Consider the following 19686-nt stretch of genomic DNA (forward strand, 5'->3'; position numbering starts at 1 on the left):
AAGATGAAAATAGCATATAAAACCGTACAAATTGCGTTTTTGGTAGCGATGGTGGTGAGCTGCAAAGGTCCCGAGTTCATTGTGCGATCTGAAAACAATCAAGTTCCGGCGAGCTTTCAGGGCTCGTCGGACACCACCAATATAGCCACCTTGACATGGAAAGAATATTTCACCGATCCGTATTTGATTACCCTGATTGATACGGCATTGAAAAATAACCAGGAGTTGAACATCACGCTACAGGAAATTGAGATTTCGCGCAATGAGATTCGTGAAAAAAAAGGGGAGTATTTGCCTTTTGTAGGGCTAAGGGGAGCTGCCAGCGTGGATAAAGTGCCCAGGTATACCAATATCGGTGCAATGGAAGCAAATACCGACATCAGGCCAGGCCAAGAAATGCCAGAACCGCTGGCCGATTACCTGATAGCGGCGTATGCTACCTGGGAGGTCGATATTTGGAAAAAGCTGCGTAATGCGAAGAAGGCAGCGGTGATGCGGTATTTGTCTTCGGTGGAAGGCAAGCACTTCGTGGTCACCAACCTCATCGCCGAAATCGCCAGCTCATATTACGAGTTGCTGGCCCTTGACAATCAGCTTGGGATTGTAAAAAAGAATATCGAGATCCAACAAAACGCACTGCGTATTGTGCGGTTACAGAAGGAAGCAGCCAAAACAACCGAACTTGCCGTACGACGGTTCGAAGCTGAAGTACTCCATACGCAGAGTCTTCAGTATGGCATCCAGCAACGGATTACCGAAATAGAGAACCGGATAAACTTTTTGCTGGGCCGGTACCCCCAGCCGATACCAAGGACCAGCCAATCCCTGGAATCGCAATTGCCGGAGGCTATACATGCCGGAATCCCCGCGCAGTTGCTGGCCAACCGGCCGGACGTCAAACAAGCGGAGCTTGGACTCGCCGCGGCAAAGTTGGATGTCAAAGTCGCTAGGGCAAGGTTTTACCCTTCGCTGGATATCTCTGCCGCTATCGGGTATCAAGCATTTAATCCCGCTTATTTGATCACAACACCCGAATCGTTGCTCTACTCGTTGGCCGGCGATGTCACGGCTCCAATAATTAACCGGAATGCTATCAAAGCAGCCTATTACAGTGCCAGCGCCAAACAGTTGCAGGCGGTATATGAATACGAACAACGGATTCTAAACGCCTATTTGGAAGTTGCCAACCAATTGGCAAAAATAGCCAATCTCGAAAAAAGCTACCAGCTGAAATCAAGGCAAGTGGAAGCCCTTTCGGCGTCTATCGGCATTTCAAACAGCCTTTTTGGATCGGCACGGGCAGACTATATGGAAGTGCTCCTTACCCAAAGGGATGCACTTGAGGCTCGATTTGAGTTGATAGAAACCAAAATGCAGCAGATGAACGCCATGGTCAACATCTACCGTGCGCTCGGTGGCGGTTGGACGGAATAGCAGGGCAAAAACCGGTAAAATTAAAAGCCCCCATCAGGGTTTTTTATTTTACCGGTTAATTCGTTATAGGAGCAAGTAATCGGATATTGTATGTACATTTAACCGTATCTTAAAACTTTTTTAACGGATTTTTTTGTCTTGATGTATTTTATATTCTATTATTGTCGACTAATAAGTGAGGTTTTTGTTGTTTTATGGATTTATTAATCCGTTTAACATATAATTCTTATCAGATTTTTATTGTTGTATGTATGTACATTTATGCGTGTGATTGATGAGGCCAAAGATAGTATGCTTTTTATGCTGGTTGTTATTTTCTAGCGCTTCATTGTCTGCTCAACAGGTGGATAGTACGGTTAGCGAAATTGTTATTGTATTTAAAACGCATTTTGATATCGGGTATACGGATTATGCCGAAGCTGTTGTGCAACAGTATAGTACTTCGATGATGGATAATGCGTTTGACATACTGGAGCGGAGTGAAGGTAGGCCACCCGAAAAACAATTTATTTGGACCGTGCCCAGCTGGCCGATGAGGCAAATGATTAATCAGAGCTTGCCTGATGTCCGGTCAAAAGTCGAAGATGCGTTAAGAAGTCGGCGCTTTGTTGTACATGCGTTGCCCTTTACGCTGGAGACAGAAGCCAGCGATCTTGAAGCATTAGTTCGGGGGATGAACATCTCGTCTACTATTTCACGGACGTATGGTTTGCCTTTGGCGATTGACGCAAAAATGTCCGATGTACCAAGCCATTCGTGGATATTGCCGACACTTCTATCGCACTCCGGTGTGAAATTTCTCCATATAGGCAGCAATCCGGCCCCCCAAACTCCGGATGTGCCGGTATTGTTCTGGTGGGAGGGACCTGATGGCTCAAAGTTGATGACCATGTACTGGAAAGAAAATTATGGTACTTCCTTACTTCCTCCGCCCAACTGGCCCTATAAAACTTGGCTGGCCATTATGCAAAACGGGAACAATGCAGGTCCTCCCACACCGGAAACCGTTGATCAATACCTGGCGGAAATCCAGAAAAAGGCCCCGCATGTAAAGGTCCGGATTGGACAGATGGCTGATTTCTATGACGCTATAATGCGCGAAAATCCCTCCTTGCCCGTTGTCCGAGGGGATATGCCGGACACCTGGATACATGGGTTTATGTCTATGCCTCGTGAAGTTAAAGATTCCCGCAGGATTAGCCGTGATCTTTTTGCATGGGAATCGCTGAATACACTATATAATACCTGGTTGCCTAATGGATATGATATTTCAGCACGGCTATCGGATGCGTATACGGATAAGCTCTTATTTGATGAACATACCTTTGGAATGGCGATGCCTCATGGCAGGAATGGTACATGGAGCTACGGCGATGAATTTAAAATACAACGCGCAAAAGGGGTTTATGAAGACATAGAAAAATCATGGAAGGAAAAAGCCAACCGGGTGTTTTCGGCGGACAAGGTTGTCACCCCGTCCTTGAACAGGCAATTATCGGAGTTGGCCGGCGAGGTTAATATAACAGGGAAAAGAATCTTTGTGTACAACCCGCTTCCCTGGCAAAGAAGTGGTGTGGTGACCATCAAAGCTTCCAGTTCATCGCATAAGGGGACTGCCATTAAAGATGTCGAGACGGGCGAGGTTATCCCGTTTTCAAACGAGAAAAACATCCTTCAATTTGTAGCGAAAGATGTGCCCGCATCCGGCTACCGGAATTACATATTGACGGATGGGGGCTCCGTCAATTCGGGAAATGAGCTCGAAGCAGACGAATCTGCCTATACCATAGCGAATAGCTATATAAGGATTCAATTGGACCCGGCCAAGGGAAGCATCACCTCCATCGTAGAAAAAAGTTCCGGCAGGGAGATGGTGGATAAAAACAGCGAATTTGGGTTTGGACAATACCTATACGAGCGATTCAGTAAAGAAGATGCAGCTAATTACGTAAAAAGTTATATAAAAAGCGGAGATGGTGATCGCGTAGGCAAGCCGAATTTAACAGAAGAACCTCATGTAACAGCGAAAGGGAACAATGCAAAAATTTTCTTCTGGAAAAATGATGTTTCCGTAACCGCAACGATGCTTTTTTCGGCATCCGCTGATCTTCCTCACGATTATAGTATTACGGTAAGTTTGTACAGAGACAGCCCGAAAGTAGAGCTGATTTGGAGTATCCATAATAAGCCTGCCGATTCCTGGGCGGAAGCGGGGTGGATAAGCCTGCCCTTCCAAGTTGATAATCCGACGTTTAGATTAGCAAGATTGGGAGCCGTGGTAAACCCCGCGACGGATTTCGTTAAAGGAAGCAATTTTGATTATAATTTCCTTAATTCAGGCCTGGCAGTAATTGATGATGAGGGAAACGGAATCGGCATGGCCACGCCTGACGCACCGGGGGTTAGCCTCGATAGGCCCGGTTTATGGAAATATTCAGGGCATTTTATTCCGGAAAGGCCGAATGTTTTTGTCAATCTCTACAATAATCTTTGGAGCACCAACTTCACGGAATGGATTGAAGGCTCGTGGTCTGCACGGATTGACTTATGGTTTACAACCGAGTTTAATAACGAGAAATCGCTTATTACGCCTGCTGAAGAATCCCGTTCTCCGCTGTTGTCCGCTTTGGTAAATGGTAATGGAGGCCGGTTGCCTGCAGCCGCGGCGGGTGTTCAATTGTCAAGGAAGGGTGCCATGGTTACTGCATTTGGACGAAATCCAGACGGGGATGGAATGGTATTGCGATTGTGGGAGCAAGCAGGGACTCCAGGGAAAATTACCGTAACACTTCCCAGCGGCCTACAAGCACGAACGGCAATGCCTGTTGATTTGCGGGGAGAGCAGGTAGGGGAACCGATAACAATAATATCAGGAACATTCAATTGTTATATGAATGCCTATGCTCCTGCGAGTTTTATTTTGCGATAGGACTTGTAGGGAATGATGTTGTGACACCACGGATAAAAAAAGGGACAAATCTAAAAAAAGACTTGTCCCAAGAAGTGACCCCGGACAGGTTCGAACTGTCGACCCACTGATTAAGAGTCAGTTGCTCTACCAGCTGAGCTACGGAGTCAACAATTCTTGGCAAAAGTACGCTTTTTCCGTCCAATTAGCAATGCAATAGAAAAAATATTAATGTTCCGGGACCGAAAACTGCTGGCCTATTCCGTATCGGGATGGGAGGCTCGCTTGGATCCATTGGCAGGCCGGCTGTGATAAGATGCTCCCCACTCACCTAAAGCATCGATGACGGGTTTTAATGTCTTGCCGTAATCCGTTAGGATGTATTCGACAACCACGGGATAGGAGTCATGAATGACACGTTTTACAAAGCCGTTTATTTCCAAGTCCCGTAATTCTTTGGATAGCATGCGGTCGGTGATGCCATTTACTTCTTTTGATATCTCTGAAAAACGCTTGTTGCCAAGCCAAAGGGAGAGAATAATGGGAAGCTTCCATTTGCCGCTTAAAAATGCCAAAGCTTCCTTTACGGGACGTATCCGATTCTGGCATTCTGAATGATCTAATTTGTGAGAGTCTTCCATGAAATGAGCTGATACCTTTCTTGCAAAGATACACTTTTTGCATAATAACATAAGCTATACATTAGTATAGTAATATAAAATATATAGTGTGTATATGCTAACTTTGTAGTTACTATTAAACGTATAATTATATGAAACAGAAATTGATTTATTGGCTGGCTACCGGATTAATCTCCTTAATGATGTTATATTCCGGATATGCCTATTTTACTGATCCCAACATCAATCAGGGCTTTGTTCATCTGGGTTTTCCGAGCTATTTTAGGATACAGCTGGGGGTTGCTAAGATTATCGGTGTATTGCTGCTATTGCTGCCCTTTGTGCCGATTTGGTTGAAAGAATGGACTTACGTGGGATTTGGTATCACGTTTATTTCAGCATTTATTGCACATGTAGCCAGTGGAGATCCGGTTTCAATGGTCATGGGACCACTGATAGCTTTGGTGATTTTGTTGGTGTCTTATGCCTACTTGAGAAAGCAGACGTTTGCCAAGGCGTTTACCGTTCGCGGCCACGCTTAGCGGTTACTTTTGTACAGCATGGGATAATTTACAACCGGTTGTCGTCGGGCAATTTGCTTGATTTTAGCCGTCAGCATCCGCTTGGTAAGCGGCTGTAGATAGTCGAGGTATAAGACACCTTCGGTATGATCATATTCATGCTGTATCATGCGCGCAGTGATACCGCCGAACACCCTCGTACGCGTCGTAAAATGGCGGTCTTCATAACGGATGGTTATACGCCAAGGCCTTTTTACCTTCTGGGAGAGATGTGGAATGCTTAGGCAACCTTCTTCATCTTCCCAGGTTTCATCAGATTGCTCGATGATTTGGGCATTGATAAACGTTTCGACGATACCTTCGTCAGTGGCGGCAAAATAGGTTTCACGTTCGGCTGTGTCATAGCTCTCATAGCTAGTCTTGCTGTCCACCGTAAATAACCGGATGGCGTGTCCGACTTGGGGAGCTGCCAATCCGCACCCTTGAGCGTTGTACATGGTTTCCCACATGCTGTCTATAAGGGGTTGCAACCCTGGATAATCACTGGAAATGGAGGCGCATTTTTGCCGAAGTATAGGATGCCCATAAGGACGGATGGATAGTATCATTGCCAATAGTTTTGCAGCAAAGATCCGCAGAAACTCTTTCCGACACAATGAACCGATGTTAACAAATCTGCCTGCGTATTCTGCTGAGCGCTTGCGGTGTAATGCCTATATAGGAGGCGATGTATTTGAGTGGAATGCGTTTGATAATCTCGGGTTGCTCGGCAAAGAGATTGAGGTAGCGTTCTTTGGCGGTCTGCCGAAGCAATTCCAGTTCCCGCTTATTCTTTGCCAAAAATAGCCTTTCTGCGGTATACCGTCCGATCACGTTACCGATTTGTGTTTTTGCGTATACCTTTTGGAGTCCATCGTGTGATATGCGCCAGGCGATTGTGTCCGCCAATGCTTGAAGTCGGTACGTTGAAGGGCTTTGCATCAGCAGGGAGTCATAGGCACTGGCAAATTCCTTGCTAAAGCAAAAGCCGAATGTCAGTTCGCCATCATCGTCAGGGATATAATAGCGGAGCACACCACACTCAATAAAATAGAGGAACCGTTCAATGTCTCCCTTTTCAGTCAGCACCTCACCTTTTAAAAAGCGGACCCGCTCAAATTGTGCAGAAATGTATTGCCAATCCGCTTGGCTTATTGCAGTGATTTGTTCGTAATATGCTTTGATGTGCCCCATAATGATTTTTGATGACGGCCTACGTCACAAAGGTACAAAATCTTATTTAGCCCGCTTTGGCCACTATCGTTATGGATTGGGTGAACAATCCCCTGCCGGAAAAATTTGGTTTCTTTCACCTTTTTTCACATACAAGTTTTTCAAATTCGATTTTTTGTAGTACGTTTGCACTCGCAAAAACGGTGAGGTGCCTGAGAGGCCGAAAGGAACAGTTTGCTAAACTGTCGTACTGGAAACGGTACCGCGGGTTCGAATCCCGCCCTCACCGCCAAAGCTGGGGCAGCCCGACTATTGTCGGGCTTTTTTGTTTGCCAGGTGAAGCGAATGGCTTGCTGGGGTTTTTGTGCTTGTTGTTAGCGGGGCGTCGTTGTTTCTCCGATTAGTCGTTTAACGAATTGACACCTTGTGCTTTAAGTTCATCAAGATGTTCTTTCATTGCCTTAACTTGCTCGGCTGGGTGTCCATGCCAAATCGTAACTTCGCCTACAACCCTGAACGGTCGTGTTGAGCGATAAGATTTAGTGGGGTTTCCTGGGAATTTTTTATCTGTCAAATCAGGGTCATCTTCAATTTCTCCCGTTGGTTCTACTAAATAAATCCGCTCTCGTCCGTCACCTAAGGCAAGTTCAGCGCCCCAGATAGCAGCGTCCAGCGTCGCCGTTAGGAAAATATATTTTGCGTTTTTCTGCAGCCCATAATTTGAATTGTAGCCTGCTTCGATTAGGTCGCCAACATTTAGGTCTGCCTTTGTCCCATGGAAAAAAGTTTGAGTGAAAGGGGTTGCGCCCTGTCCATTCGTGAGCCGGTCTTTGTCGTTTTGTTCCGTTGTCATTAGCTTATGCCATTTGTTTGTTTTTATTGTTTAAACCCGTTATCCATTGCGATGTTTTCGTGTTCATCACGGGGGATCCACGCCATTGGATTTCTGGCCAGTCACCGATCAGAAATCTTCCGGCAAAGCATATCGTTGCGGGGAAACTTCTGGTACGCCCAGCATCTGAGCCTTCGACTCAATGGGTGCGATAAACAGCATCGAGTTGCCTGGTCAGTGTTTCGTAGGCTGTCGTTGCTTGGCTTGGGAAATCGGTCCAGCGAGCCTCTACACCGATACCTCCCTGGTAGCCGATCGCTTTCAGAGCTTCCAGATAGGCGGTAAAATCGGTTCCCTCTACGCCTGGAGGCGTGCGGCTTTCCGGCTCAGCAATATCGCAATGCACGATGTGCTTTCCTGCCTTCTGCAACTGCGTTGCCGGCTCACGTTCCTTTAACATGTGGTAGATGTCTGCGTTAATGCCGAAATTCGGTCGATTCACCTGCTCGCAAATCAGCCGTGCTTCCTCCAAGGTCGTAATGAAGTTTGTTTCCTCGCTATTGAGGTTTTCCAAGGCTATTTTTACGCCGTATGTGGCAGCACGGTCGGCAAGCTTTCTACAAAGCGTAACGAATTGTTCCGTCGCTTGATTGAGGCTATATCCATCAGGGATCCTCCGCGCGGCGCCACTCCCAAAGATGATAATAGGGACGTTGAGTTGCTGTGCCCGCCGGAACACAGTATCGGCATAAGCCATTAAAGCCTCTGCATTGGCCTCGGGCCCTACACATTTTGCCTTTGCGGGCAAAAACACGTTGCATGCATAAACGGGAAGTGCATGTATTTCGTTGCCGTCAGCGGCTGCCAACAAGTAAGGAGAGACACCGGGGACCATAAAATCAAAACCGGCCCGTTGGGCTTCCTCTTGCTGTGCAGCCGATGCGCAAACGCCCACCGTAGGTCTTGGATGTTGGCAATAGCCCAAAAACGTGAACATACTGAATATTATGGTAAGCCACGCCGGTGTTGACAAATACATTGAAGTCGTCATGATCATTATGACCTATGTAAAATTGGTTATCGTTTCGTCAAGACACGGATGCACAAAAATAGGGGAATATTTTTGCATATCCAGCAGCAATCAGTTTGTGTGTGGCGTCTCCATGTCGACTTTTGTCGTCGTATTGCTTTTTTTGCCACTGGTGTCATAGTCAATGCGTACGTGGTAGATGCTCTTTAGCATATCTTTGAATATTTCGCTGACCATGGTGATGTCTTTCAGGGTGATATTGCTGTTTACAAGTTGTTTTTGGTTCAGCTTGGATTCAATAATTTTATCAACCAGATCATTCAGGCTTTGTGCACTGGGCTCCTTCAAACTCCTTGACGCCGCTTCGACGGAATCGGCCATCATCAAGACGGCAGTTTCCCGCGAGAAGGGAACAGGGCCAGGATAATGAAAGATATCCTCATCCACGAACTTTTCCGGAAACGACTTAATGTAGGATTGATAGAAATAATCTACCCTGGTTGTACCGTGATGGGTACGGATAAAATCGATGATTACTTCGGGCAGCTGGTTCTTTCTGGCAAGCTCTACGCCTTTGGCGACGTGCGAGATAATAATCTGCGCACTTTGTTCGAACGAAAGACCGTCATGCGGATTGTGTCCTTTGGTTTGATTTTCGATAAAATACTGTGGATTGAACATTTTACCGATATCGTGGTACAGGGCACCGGCTCTTACTAATAAGGTATTGCCACCGATTTTATAAATGGCCGCCTCCGCAAGATTGGCCACTTGCATGGAATGCTGGAATGTGCCGGGGGCTTTATATGACAATTCGCGAAGCAATTTCGAGTTGCTGTTAGTAAGCTCCATTAAGGTGACATCTGAAATAATGCCAAACAAGCGCTCGAACGCATAAATAAGCGGATAAGCCAGCAGGGTGAGCAACACGCTGAACACAAAGGGCGCGATGTCCGACCAGTAAAGGTTGCCGAGTGACCCGTCGCGCATCAGTCCCATACCGATATAAGCGATCAAGTACGTGCCCAGTATGATGGCGGATGAAATCAGGAACTGCTCCCGTTTCACCAGTGTTTTGATGCTGTATATGGCTACCATACCCGCGGAAAACTGAAGAAACACAAATTCAAAACTGTTGGGCACAAAAAAGGCGGCTAGCAGGACCATAAGCAGGTGGATATTCAGCGCCAGACGCGTGTCAAACAGGATCCGTATAATGATGGGGACAATGCAGTAGGGGATGTAATAAAGACTCGGCAGCTTGATTTTAATGGCCCAAGACAAGACGAGCAGCATGCCGGTAATGACAATAAGGATAAGGAATATCAACCGGTTGTTGTGGTAAATATCCTTGCGAAAGAGGTAAATGAACACGAAGAGCAGCGAGACGACCAAGGCGACAATGAAAAACTGTCCTAGCATGACCAATGCGCGGTTGCCTCCGATGCGCGCTTCTTCTTCGTAAGCTTTCCGCAAAGACTCTATTTTTTGGTAGATTTCGTTGTTGACCGTGGTGCCATTAGCCACAATGAGTTCACCGCGTTGTACCATGCCCCTTGTCGTGGAAATGCTGGCCAATGCGTCTTCTTCCAGCCTTGCGGTCAGCGATTCGTTGAAGAGGTAATTGACGGAAATATAGCTGCCAATGACATCGATGAACCATTCTTTTTGTTTGATGGCCGTTCGGCCATTGATCGTTTTGCTGACATATTCCGCCGCGGTTTCGGTTGTAAATACAGCCGCAGTATTCATTTGTTTGGCTACATGATCGGTCAATAACGTAAAATTGTAATGTGTACGATCACCTTGGAATTTGTTGTTCAGCGCAATGACTCCCCGCCGGTAAATATCCGTCAGTAGCTTTTTGCCCGTTTGTTCATAGGTGGCGACGTCTATATTCAACGTATCCAAGCCAGCGGCCTGCCATTTTTCGGGTAGATCAGCCTCGAATTGGGCAATTTGCTGTTCAGCGATCTGGGTATTGTGGTCGTAAATGGGATATACCGATTTTAAAACATTTTCCCGTTCCTTCTCAAGCTCGGCCTGCGTTTTTAAAACGGCAAAGTTATAGGGAGATATCAGATCTTCGTGCATCCAGACTTTCCCTTTCTCAAACTCATACCTGAAGCGGGGCTGCTTAGGTAAAAATAAGGTAATCAACACAATACTGGATAATATCATCCCGTATTTGAGTATATAACCATACCGCCCGCCTTTATGAGCTGCTTGATATTTAATTTTTAGCCGTGCCACGATGCCGTATTTTTAATCTCAAACTTACTAAAATAATCCGTTATACGGAAGGAACGGAGGATTACCTGTGGCAAATGTAGCAAAACGCTTTTATTATGGGCGGACGAATAGCCTGTTTTTAACAGTATCATAAATAGCAATTAATGATAGCTTATTATTTGTGTTGTAATTTTTCACCCTGAAATGGGCATGAGGCCATAAAGGGTAATTAATTACGGATGAAAACAAAAAGTCGCATCATGACAAAATCTAGTATTGAAATCACGGACAACGCATACCTCATCACCCTGGATAAATCAGAGTTTGAATATCCGTTGGTGCGTAAGCTGTTGAACAGATTGCTCAGTGGTAATCTTCATCAAGAAACAGGGCTTCCGAATGACGAAGATTTGACAGGTAAATATCCTGCAGAGCTCGGGGAGCGTTTCGACTTCCTTGCCGACAAATAATAACGGCGCTCGCTTTGGCTGACAATGGCAGCAATTCGTTATCTTTGCCAAAAAAAGTCATGCCCAAGCGTAAACACCTTGTTGCCCCGTCCGTATTGTCCGCAGATTTTGCGCATTTATATGATGACATTGCAATGGTCAACCAAAGCGAAGCCGATTGGTTCCATATCGACATTATGGATGGCGTTTTTGTGCCCAACATTTCTTTTGGTTTTCCGGTGTTGGCTTCCATAGCCCACTACGCAAAAAAACCACTGGACGTACATTTGATGATTACCCATCCCGACCGTTACATTAAGCAATTCAAAGCTGCGGGAGCGGACAACATTACCGTGCATCTGGAGGCGTGTACCCACCTCAACCGAACGGTACATGCCATTAAAGAAATGGGATGTACCGCCGGCGTGGCTATTAATCCGAGCACGCCCGTGGCCCAGCTTCACGAAATTGTGGATGATGTAGATCTCGTGCTTATCATGTCGGTTAATCCCGGTTTCGGCGGGCAAAACTTCATTGAAGCGACCTATCGGAAGATTAGGGAATTGAGGGCATTGGCAGCAGGACGAAATGACGGGCTGCTCATCGAAATAGACGGCGGAGTAAACAACCACAATGCCCTGGCATTATTGAAGGCAGGGGCGGATGTGCTGGTGGCAGGCAACTTTATATTTGCTGCCAAAAACCCTATCCATACCATTGCTGAGCTCAAACGCATAACGCCGGATTTGATTTCGACGTAAAGGGCCCGTTGCCATACGTATCAACTTGTTTAGAATATTTCCAAATTAAACGGGCGATTGGCCAAACCTCGTTGTAACTTGTTTTTTTTGTAAATTCGCAACAATTTAAAAATAACGACACCTTATCGACCGTTATTTTGTCTTTTCTTTATCATAATTAATTACTAGTAATAGATGGCATTTGATATTGACATGATTAAAAAGGTCTACGCCCAGTACGCCGAGCGGATTGCTGCCGCCCGTAACGTGGTGAATAGGCCTTTGACACTTACAGAGAAGATTTTATATACTCACTTGTGGGACGGCAATGCTACCCAGGGGTATGAACGAGGAATTTCGTATGTAGATTTTGCGCCTGACCGGGTGGCCATGCAAGACGCTACTGCCCAGATGGCCCTGTTGCAATTCATGCAGGCAGGAAGGCCTCGGGTAGCCGTTCCCTCTACTGTTCATTGCGACCACCTTATCCGGGCAAAGGAAGGCGCCGAAAAGGACTTAGCCGTTGCGACCACGGAAAGTAAGGAGGTATTTGATTTTCTGGCGTCAGTGTCCAACAAATATGGCATCGGTTTTTGGAAGCCAGGTGCAGGGATTATCCACCAGGTGGTTCTGGAAAATTACGCTTTTCCGGGCGGCATGATGATCGGAACGGATTCGCACACGGTCAATGCGGGCGGGTTGGGCATGCTGGCCATTGGCGTTGGTGGGGCTGATGCCTGCGATGTGATGGCTGGTTTGCCTTGGGAGCTTAAATTTCCGAAATTAATCGGTGTCAAGCTAACCGGTAAGCTTAACGGTTGGACGGCGCCCAAGGATGTGATCTTGAAAGTAGCTGGTATCCTCACCGTGAAAGGTGGGACAGGCTGCATCGTTGAGTATTTTGGTGAAGGCGCACGGTCCATGTCCTGCACCGGCAAAGGAACCATCTGTAATATGGGCGCAGAGATAGGGGCGACAACCTCTACGTTCGGGTACGACGAGTCCATGGAGCGCTACCTGCGAGCCACCAATCGTGCGGATGTGGCCGACGCTGCAAACGCTATCAAAGAACACTTAACTGCGGACCCGGAGGTATATGCTGATCCGGAAGCTTACTTTGACCAAGTCATTGAAATTAATCTTTCTGAGCTTGAACCTCACTTGAACGGTCCCTTTACTCCGGATTTGGCTACGCCGGTCTCGAAAATGAAAGAGGAGGCCGCGAAGAACGGCTGGCCATTGAAGGTAGAATGGGGGTTGATCGGCTCCTGCACCAATTCATCGTATGAAGATTTATCCCGTGCAGCGTCTGTGGCGAAGCAAGCGGTAGAAAAAGGGCTGGCCAGGAAGGCTGAATTTGGTATCAACCCCGGCTCTGAACAGGTGCGTTATACAGCGGAACGGGATGGTTTGCTGGATACATTTACCGATTTGGATGCCACGATTTTCACCAACGCATGCGGCCCGTGTATTGGTATGTGGGCACGCGTGGGAGCTGAAAAAGCCGAAAAAAATACAATTGTTCATTCGTTTAACCGGAATTTTGCAAAACGGGCGGATGGCAACCCGAATACGTATGCGTTTGTGGCTTCTCCTGAGCTAGTCGCAGCCATTGCCATTTCTGGCGATTTGTCGTTCAATCCGATTACGGATACATTGATCAACGACAAAGGCGAGGCAGTGAAATTGGACCCCCCTGTTGGCGATGAGTTGCCGCAAAAGGGATTTGACGTGGAAGACCCGGGCTATCAAGCACCCGCGGAAGATGGTAGCCACGTTGTCGTGGCGGTATCGCCCACTTCTGATCGCCTGCAGTTACTCGATCCGTTTCCGGCGTGGGAGGGAACAGACCTTACGGGGCTGAAGTTGCTTATCAAAGCCAAAGGCAAGTGTACTACTGACCACATTTCCATGGCTGGGCCTTGGTTGAAATATCGTGGCCATTTGGATAACATCTCCAATAATTTACTTATCGGTGCCGTTAATTTCTTCAATGATAAAACGGATTACGTGAAAAACCAGTTGACGAATGAATACGGTCCGGTGCCTGCTACGCAACGGGACTATAAGGCGGCGGGAATCGGTTCCATCGTGGTGGGAGATGAGAATTATGGCGAAGGTTCGTCTCGCGAACATGCAGCGATGGAGCCCCGGCATTTGGGGGTCCGTGCGGTATTGGTCAAATCATTTGCCCGTATTCACGAGACCAATCTGAAAAAGCAAGGCATGTTGGCTTTGACATTTGCTGATAAGGATGACTACAATAAGATATTGGAGGATGATACCTTTGATATTGTGGGGCTTACTGAATTTGCGCCCAATAAGCCGCTTACATTGGTCATCCGCCATGCGGATGGCTCGGTAGACGAAATCAACGTCAACCACAGCTATAATGAGCAGCAGATTGGCTGGTTCAGGGCAGGAGGGGCGTTGAATATCATCCGCCAGACCCAAGCTTCTGCGTAATACGAATTAACTAACTAAACTAAACAAAAGCCGTTCCGGTGTGCCGGAATGGCTTTTATTTTTTATAGCCATTCGTTCAGCGAAAAGGTGTCCTTAAGCCGATATCCTTTTTCGGTAAGCTGTATTGTGCAACATTCGTTGACGGGGTCGTGCTCTAAGAACAATGCGTAGTCGTTGTCAACAGCTTCCTGCCAGTAGTGTTTTCGCTCTTCCATCGTGGTAAGCGGCCTGACGTCATAACTCATCACGTAGGGCAGGGGGATGTGTCCCGCCGACGGGAGAAGATCGGCCATGTAAAGCAATGTTTTTCCGTTGTAATTGATCTGTGGCAGCATCATCGCATCGGTATGGCCGTAAGCAAAGCGTACGGTAATGTTCTCGGTAAATTTCACGCCGTCTTCAACGGGTATGAAACGAAGCTGGCCACTTTCATAGATGGGGATAATGTTCTCTTGCAGGAAGGAAGGCTTTTCCCGGTGATTGGGGAACAGGGCCCAGTCCCAATGCTGTTCATTACTCCAGTAAGTGGCATTTTTGAAAGCAGGAACTAAATTCCCCTGTTCACGTATGATAGCGCCCCCTACATGGTCGAAATGGAGGTGGGTGATGAATACGTCGGTGATGTCATCCCTGTGGAATCCATGGGTGGCAAGTGAGCTGTCCAATGTGGCATCGCCATGGCGATAATAATGGCTGAAAAATTTATCTCCCTGTTTATTACCTATACCGGTATCCACCAAGATCAAGCGCGATTCGTCTTCAATAAGCAGCAGCCTTGTCGCCCAAGTACACATGTTTCGCTCGTCTGCTGGATTTGTCCGTTGCCATATTGACTTGGGTACTACGCCAAACATAGCTCCTCCGTCAAGCTTGAAAAATCCGGTATCAATCGTATATAGCCTCATCGTTTTTAATTCTTAATGTTATAATATAGCCTTGGTCAGTTGCTAAAGATAGCAAATGCATACTTAAAAGTAAAACGCCAATAAATATGCCGCATTATCGTCCTTGATTTTTTTCTTTTTGATAAAAATGGCTAAAACGTTAAACGGTATTGTGCGTCAGTTTGTTGTCTTAGTGTATAATTTACAATAAACTGATTTTCAGCGATTTTTTGTTTTATTTTACCAATTTTTAGTCTGACATTTGCTACGATTTGCGCTACAGAAGTAAATAAAATATGTAAATAAAACGCTATGAATGAGTATACAAAGTTGTTTTTTGACTTGAGTTATCTTTTTATTCAGGAAAACGTAAATGTACACTATCAGAAAAAAACGGCAGAACTGGTTGAACAGGCCGTTGCAAGAAGCGAGGGGAAACTTGCTGATTCCGGTGCGCTATGTGTCGATACCGGCCGTTTCACCGGTCGCACGCCGTTTGACAGGTTCATTGTCCGCGATGCGCAAACTGAAAATACGGTGTGGTGGGGCTCCAATAATCAGCCGCTGACCAGCGAGGCGTTCGAGCGGCTGTTTGAACAAATGGGGCGGTACTTTCGAGATAAGGATGTGTTCGTGCGTGATGCCATCGTCGGGGCCGATCCCGGCCATAGTATTGATGTGCGGGTGGTTACTGAAACGGCTTATCAGAGCATTTTTGCAAACAATCTATTTGTAAGGCCGGCCTCGCCAGATTCCAAAGTGCGCCCCGAATGGTCGGTGTTGGCGGCTCCGGGATATACCTGCGCCGAACCAGAGCAGCATGGATTGCATAACCCCAATTTTGTGGTCATCAACTTTACGTGGAAAGTGGTTTTGATCGCCGGCACAGGTTATACAGGAGAGATTAAGAAGAGCATGTTTTCAGTAATGAACTATATTTTGCCGCTCGAAAAACGGATACTCGCCATGCATTGTGCGGCCAATACGAATGATGACGGGCACACTGCGCTTTTCTTTGGCCTCTCAGGGACCGGGAAGACCACACTTTCTGCTGCTCACGACCGGTCGTTGATAGGAGACGATGAACACGGTTGGGACGAAAAAGGGATTTTTAATTTGGAAGGGGGCTGTTATGCCAAATGCATCGGGCTGAATGAAGATGATGAGCCGGAGATTTTCCGGGCGGTTCGCTTTGGTGCGCTAGTTGAAAATACTAATTTCATCCCCGGTACGCGCGTACCTGACTACCGGGATGTCTCAAAAACGGAAAACACCAGGGCTGCTTATCCTATCCACCATGTGGCAGATAGTGTCCCAACCGGTATGGCACCGGCGCCGCGGGACATCTTCTTTCTCACGGCAGATGCCTTTGGCGTCATTCCCCCGGTATCATTGCTGACTACCACACAGGCGATGTATCATTTTATCTCCGGCTATACAGCTAAGGTTGGGGGTACAGAGGTAGGCGTTAAGGAGCCAAGGGCTGTATTTTCGGCATGCTTTGGAGAGGCTTTCTTACCGCTGCACCCTTCGCATTACGCCGAGCTGTTAAGGGATAGGTTGGCAGGCAGGAAAATTAATGTGTGGTTAATCAATACGGGATGGATTGCTGGCCCGTTCGGCGTTGGTCGTCGTATCAAACTGGAATATACACGGGCTATCGTGAGGGCAGCCCTGAACGGCGTGCTTAAGGAGTCTACGTTCCGGACCCACCCGGTATTTGGGCTGCATTATCCCGCCAGTTGCCCCGGTGTGCCGGATGCGGTGCTGGATCCGGTGCAGCTATGGCCTGACGAAAATGCGTATTACGGCCAAGCGAACCAGTTAGCTAAGCTTTTCATAGCGAACTTCAGGAAATTCGAAGATGCGGTAAGCGACGATGTGCTGGCCGCCGCCCCGACGGTACTTGCCGGCAACCCTTCGGTATAGGGCCCTCATCGATAGTGGGCTTTTTTTGATAAAATCACGCAAACGATTGCTTGTGGAAAAGCTATTGTTTTTACTGGGTGAATTTGCATATTGCGTGTCATTTTGAACGCATAAAGCCGATTCAGTTATCGCTATGAGCAATTTTAATCCACAGCAACTCGCTACGCTAGCAAAACAATTCATTATTGAAGGCGATGTGCTCAATGTGCTGCCGTTTGGTTCAGGACATATTAATGATACGTACCGTGTACATGTGCGTGGAACGGGAAGCGATTATTTGCTTCAGCGAATCAACCATCACGTCTTCGGTGATGTGCCGGCGCTGATGCAGAACATCATGCGGGTCACGCAGCATTTAAAACGGAAATATGACTCCTTTGGCGGTGATAATCTGCCCGTAGCGGATCGGGTATTGACGTTAATACCAACAGAAGCGGGGCTGACTTATCATCGAGATGAGGCAGGCAACTTTTGGCGGATGTTTATCCTGCTTGCCAACACACGAAGTTACGATATTGTAGAGACTCCGCTGCAAGCTAAGGAGGGGGGGCGTGCATTCGGGCAATTTCAACGGCTGTTATCCGATTTGGATGCTCACCTTATTCATGAAGTGTTGCCTGATTTCCATCACATTGGCAAGCGGTTAGCTAAACTGGACAGTGCCATCGCTGCTGATCGGGTAAACCGGGTATGCCGGGTAGCTGACGAAATAACGTTTATAAAACGCCGCGAAAACCGCATGCATACCCTATTAAATCTTGCAGCTGCCGGGAAGTTGCCCCTGCGTATCACGCACAACGACACGAAATTTAATAATGTTTTACTGGATGTTCATGATCGTGCACAATGCGTAATTGATTTGGATACCGTAATGCCGGGATATGTGGCCTACGATTTCGGCGATGCGATTCGCACCATCATCAACAGTGCAGCCGAAGATGAAGCCGATTTGCGTAAGATCACATTGAATATCCCGTTGTTCGAAGCCTATACCGCCGGTTATTTTGAAGAGGCGGATTCTTTTTTGACCGCGAGTGAAGTCAACTCGTTGATAGAGGGCATACTGCTGTTACCTTATATGCAGGCTGTGCGGTTCCTTACCGATTTTCTCGAAGGCGATCATTATTATAAGACGCATCACGCCGATCACAATTTGCAGCGTGCTAGGGCACAGCTCAAATTGGTTGAGCTGGTTGAAGCCCACGAACATGTGCTGCAGGACTGCATTCATCGGACAGCGGGACGTTATACGTAGCTGGGTTTGTAGCGAAGTCAATAGGAACACATATGAAAGGACTGGTCATACCTTTTCTGGATCGGGTAAACTACCATTCATCTACGGATGAGGTGTTGGCGGCTCTCGCCGGTTTGAGTGCCTTCAGGTTGGATGAAGTGGCTTGGTCGGATTATCCATATAAACCGTCGGTGTATGTCAAGATAGCCCATACAGCGGATAGCCTGTTGCTGGTATATCAGGTCAGCGAAAAACATGCCATCGCGAACCGCCGGAACACGAATGATCCTGTTTATAAGGATAGCTGTGTAGAGTTTTTCGTATCTTTCGACCATGTGCATTATTACAACATCGAGTTTAACTGCTTGGGAACAGGATTGATCGGGTATGGCCGCGAAGCCGAAAACGAGCGGTCTCTGTTGCCGAGGTCCCTTGTCGAACGTATACATACGGATAGTCACATCGTAACGAAACAAAAACATGGCGAAGACACCGCATGGCGACTCGTGCTGAATGTGCCGTTTAGCGTATTTGATGCGCACAGCATCAAATCCCTGGCTGGCATGCAGTGTACAGGGAATTTTTATAAATGTGGCGATGAACTGCCCGTGCCGCATTTCGTTTCGTGGAACAGGATTAATCACCCCACACCCAACTTTCATGTGCCCGGATGTTTTGGCGAATTGTTTTTTCAATGACCACTATGTCTGTCGCTCAGAACGGTATAGAGCATCTCATTGCTATGAAAAATATTTATCAGCGAAATAATTGGAAATTAAAATCATATTAGCTACTTTTGCACGCTCAATAACGCATATTAGTAACTCATAGATAAAATGAAGAAAGACTTGCATCCATCGAATTATAGGTTAGTGGTTTTCAAGGATATGTCAAATGACTATGCTTTCATCACGAAATCATGCATCGATACGAAAGAAACCATAAAATGGGAAGATGGCAATGAATATCCGTTGGTGAAACTTGAAATTTCGCACACTTCCCACCCTTATTATACCGGAAAAATGAAATTGGTCGACACTGCAGGACGTATCGACAAGTTCCGTAACCGTTACAACAAGAAATAAGGCAGGCATTAGATTAATGATATTGGTCCCGATATTTTATCGGGACTTTTTTATTTTAGCCGTTCTAAATGGAGACCTATGCATGTCGTTCTATTTAATCAGTCGGATAG

General features: G+C 46.8%; 17 protein-coding genes and 2 tRNA genes. 11 read left to right on the top strand and 8 right to left on the bottom strand.

Going from position 1 to position 19686, the window contains the following annotated elements; translation table 11 throughout:
- Positions 1-3: 3 nt before the first annotated feature.
- Positions 4-1434: a TolC family protein gene (locus tag B5X72_RS04525; RefSeq protein ID WP_079715647.1), complete on the top strand. Its 1431-nt coding sequence runs from the start codon at positions 4-6 to the stop codon at positions 1432-1434.
- 307 nt (positions 1435-1741) lie between these two features.
- The gene (locus tag B5X72_RS04530; RefSeq protein WP_217698093.1) at positions 1742-4363 is read left to right on the top strand and encodes a glycoside hydrolase family 38 C-terminal domain-containing protein; all 2622 of its coding nucleotides are present in this window, start codon (positions 1742-1744) and stop codon (positions 4361-4363) included.
- Positions 4364-4438: 75 nt separating this feature from the next.
- Here the strand turns inward: B5X72_RS04530 and B5X72_RS04535 are convergent.
- Both B5X72_RS04535 and B5X72_RS04540 read right to left on the bottom strand, forming a co-directional pair.
- A tRNA-Lys gene (locus B5X72_RS04535) sits at positions 4439-4511 on the bottom strand.
- An 88-nt stretch (positions 4512-4599) separates the two neighbouring features.
- Positions 4600-4983: a winged helix-turn-helix transcriptional regulator gene (locus B5X72_RS04540; RefSeq protein WP_079715649.1), complete on the bottom strand. Its 384-nt coding sequence runs from the start codon at positions 4981-4983 to the stop codon at positions 4600-4602.
- A gap of 131 nt (positions 4984-5114) precedes the next feature.
- Between B5X72_RS04540 and B5X72_RS04545 the strand changes: the two genes are divergently transcribed.
- Positions 5115-5504, top strand: coding sequence for a DoxX family protein (locus B5X72_RS04545; protein ID WP_079715650.1), 390 nt, complete (start codon positions 5115-5117; stop codon positions 5502-5504).
- Here B5X72_RS04545 and def read toward each other — a convergent pair.
- On the bottom strand, positions 5501-6091 hold the full coding sequence (def, locus tag B5X72_RS04550) for a peptide deformylase (RefSeq protein WP_079715651.1): 591 nt from the start codon (positions 6089-6091) through the stop codon (positions 5501-5503). The genes B5X72_RS04545 and def overlap by 4 nt on opposite strands.
- Before the next feature lie 58 nt (positions 6092-6149).
- Positions 6150-6716 carry a Crp/Fnr family transcriptional regulator gene (locus tag B5X72_RS04555; protein ID WP_079715652.1) on the bottom strand — a complete coding sequence of 189 codons (567 nt, stop codon included), beginning with the start codon at positions 6714-6716 and terminating at the stop codon, positions 6150-6152.
- A 181-nt stretch (positions 6717-6897) separates the two neighbouring features.
- Between B5X72_RS04555 and B5X72_RS04560 the strand changes: the two genes are divergently transcribed.
- Positions 6898-6987, top strand: a tRNA-Ser gene (locus tag B5X72_RS04560).
- Positions 6988-7095: 108 nt separating this feature from the next.
- On the opposite strand, the gene arr is transcribed toward B5X72_RS04560, so the two are convergent.
- From arr to B5X72_RS04575, 3 genes are all read right to left on the bottom strand, one after another.
- A complete protein-coding gene (gene arr, locus B5X72_RS04565) occupies positions 7096-7548 on the bottom strand; it encodes an NAD(+)--rifampin ADP-ribosyltransferase (protein ID WP_079715653.1) in 453 nt (150 codons plus the stop codon).
- 178 nt (positions 7549-7726) lie between these two features.
- Positions 7727-8524: a sugar phosphate isomerase/epimerase family protein gene (locus B5X72_RS04570; RefSeq protein ID WP_176146096.1), complete on the bottom strand. Its 798-nt coding sequence runs from the start codon at positions 8522-8524 to the stop codon at positions 7727-7729.
- A gap of 144 nt (positions 8525-8668) precedes the next feature.
- A complete protein-coding gene (locus B5X72_RS04575) occupies positions 8669-10738 on the bottom strand; it encodes an HD family phosphohydrolase (RefSeq protein ID WP_176146097.1) in 2070 nt (689 codons plus the stop codon).
- Positions 10739-11049: 311 nt separating this feature from the next.
- Here B5X72_RS04575 and B5X72_RS04580 point away from each other — a divergent pair, with 311 nt between their 5' ends.
- The 3 genes from B5X72_RS04580 (at position 11050) to B5X72_RS04590 (ending at position 14444) form a co-directional block, all read left to right on the top strand.
- On the top strand, positions 11050-11259 hold the full coding sequence (locus B5X72_RS04580; RefSeq protein WP_139378533.1) for a hypothetical protein: 210 nt from the start codon (positions 11050-11052) through the stop codon (positions 11257-11259).
- A gap of 59 nt (positions 11260-11318) precedes the next feature.
- Positions 11319-11999: a ribulose-phosphate 3-epimerase gene (gene rpe, locus B5X72_RS04585; RefSeq protein WP_079715657.1), complete on the top strand. Its 681-nt coding sequence runs from the start codon at positions 11319-11321 to the stop codon at positions 11997-11999.
- Positions 12000-12173: 174 nt separating this feature from the next.
- On the top strand, positions 12174-14444 hold the full coding sequence (locus B5X72_RS04590) for an aconitate hydratase (RefSeq protein ID WP_079715658.1): 2271 nt from the start codon (positions 12174-12176) through the stop codon (positions 14442-14444).
- 62 nt (positions 14445-14506) lie between these two features.
- Here B5X72_RS04590 and B5X72_RS04595 read toward each other — a convergent pair whose 3' ends face one another.
- Complete coding sequence (locus B5X72_RS04595; protein ID WP_079715659.1) at positions 14507-15349, bottom strand: MBL fold metallo-hydrolase; 843 nt, start codon at positions 15347-15349, stop codon at positions 14507-14509.
- A 291-nt stretch (positions 15350-15640) separates the two neighbouring features.
- On the opposite strand from B5X72_RS04595, the gene pckA reads away from it, so the two are divergent.
- From pckA to B5X72_RS04615, 4 genes are all read left to right on the top strand, one after another.
- Positions 15641-17257 carry a phosphoenolpyruvate carboxykinase (ATP) gene (gene pckA, locus B5X72_RS04600; protein WP_079715660.1) on the top strand — a complete coding sequence of 539 codons (1617 nt, stop codon included), beginning with the start codon at positions 15641-15643 and terminating at the stop codon, positions 17255-17257.
- 133 nt (positions 17258-17390) lie between these two features.
- Positions 17391-18512, top strand: coding sequence for a phosphotransferase enzyme family protein (locus B5X72_RS04605; protein ID WP_079715661.1), 1122 nt, complete (start codon positions 17391-17393; stop codon positions 18510-18512).
- A 32-nt stretch (positions 18513-18544) separates the two neighbouring features.
- Complete coding sequence (locus B5X72_RS04610) at positions 18545-19189, top strand: carbohydrate-binding family 9-like protein (protein WP_079715662.1); 645 nt, start codon at positions 18545-18547, stop codon at positions 19187-19189.
- A gap of 138 nt (positions 19190-19327) precedes the next feature.
- Complete coding sequence (locus B5X72_RS04615; protein ID WP_079715663.1) at positions 19328-19576, top strand: type B 50S ribosomal protein L31; 249 nt, start codon at positions 19328-19330, stop codon at positions 19574-19576.
- Positions 19577-19686 lie beyond the last annotated feature (110 nt).

It is taken from the genome of Parapedobacter luteus (assembly GCF_900168055.1).
GTDB classification, from domain to species: Bacteria; Bacteroidota; Bacteroidia; order Sphingobacteriales; family Sphingobacteriaceae; genus Parapedobacter; species Parapedobacter luteus.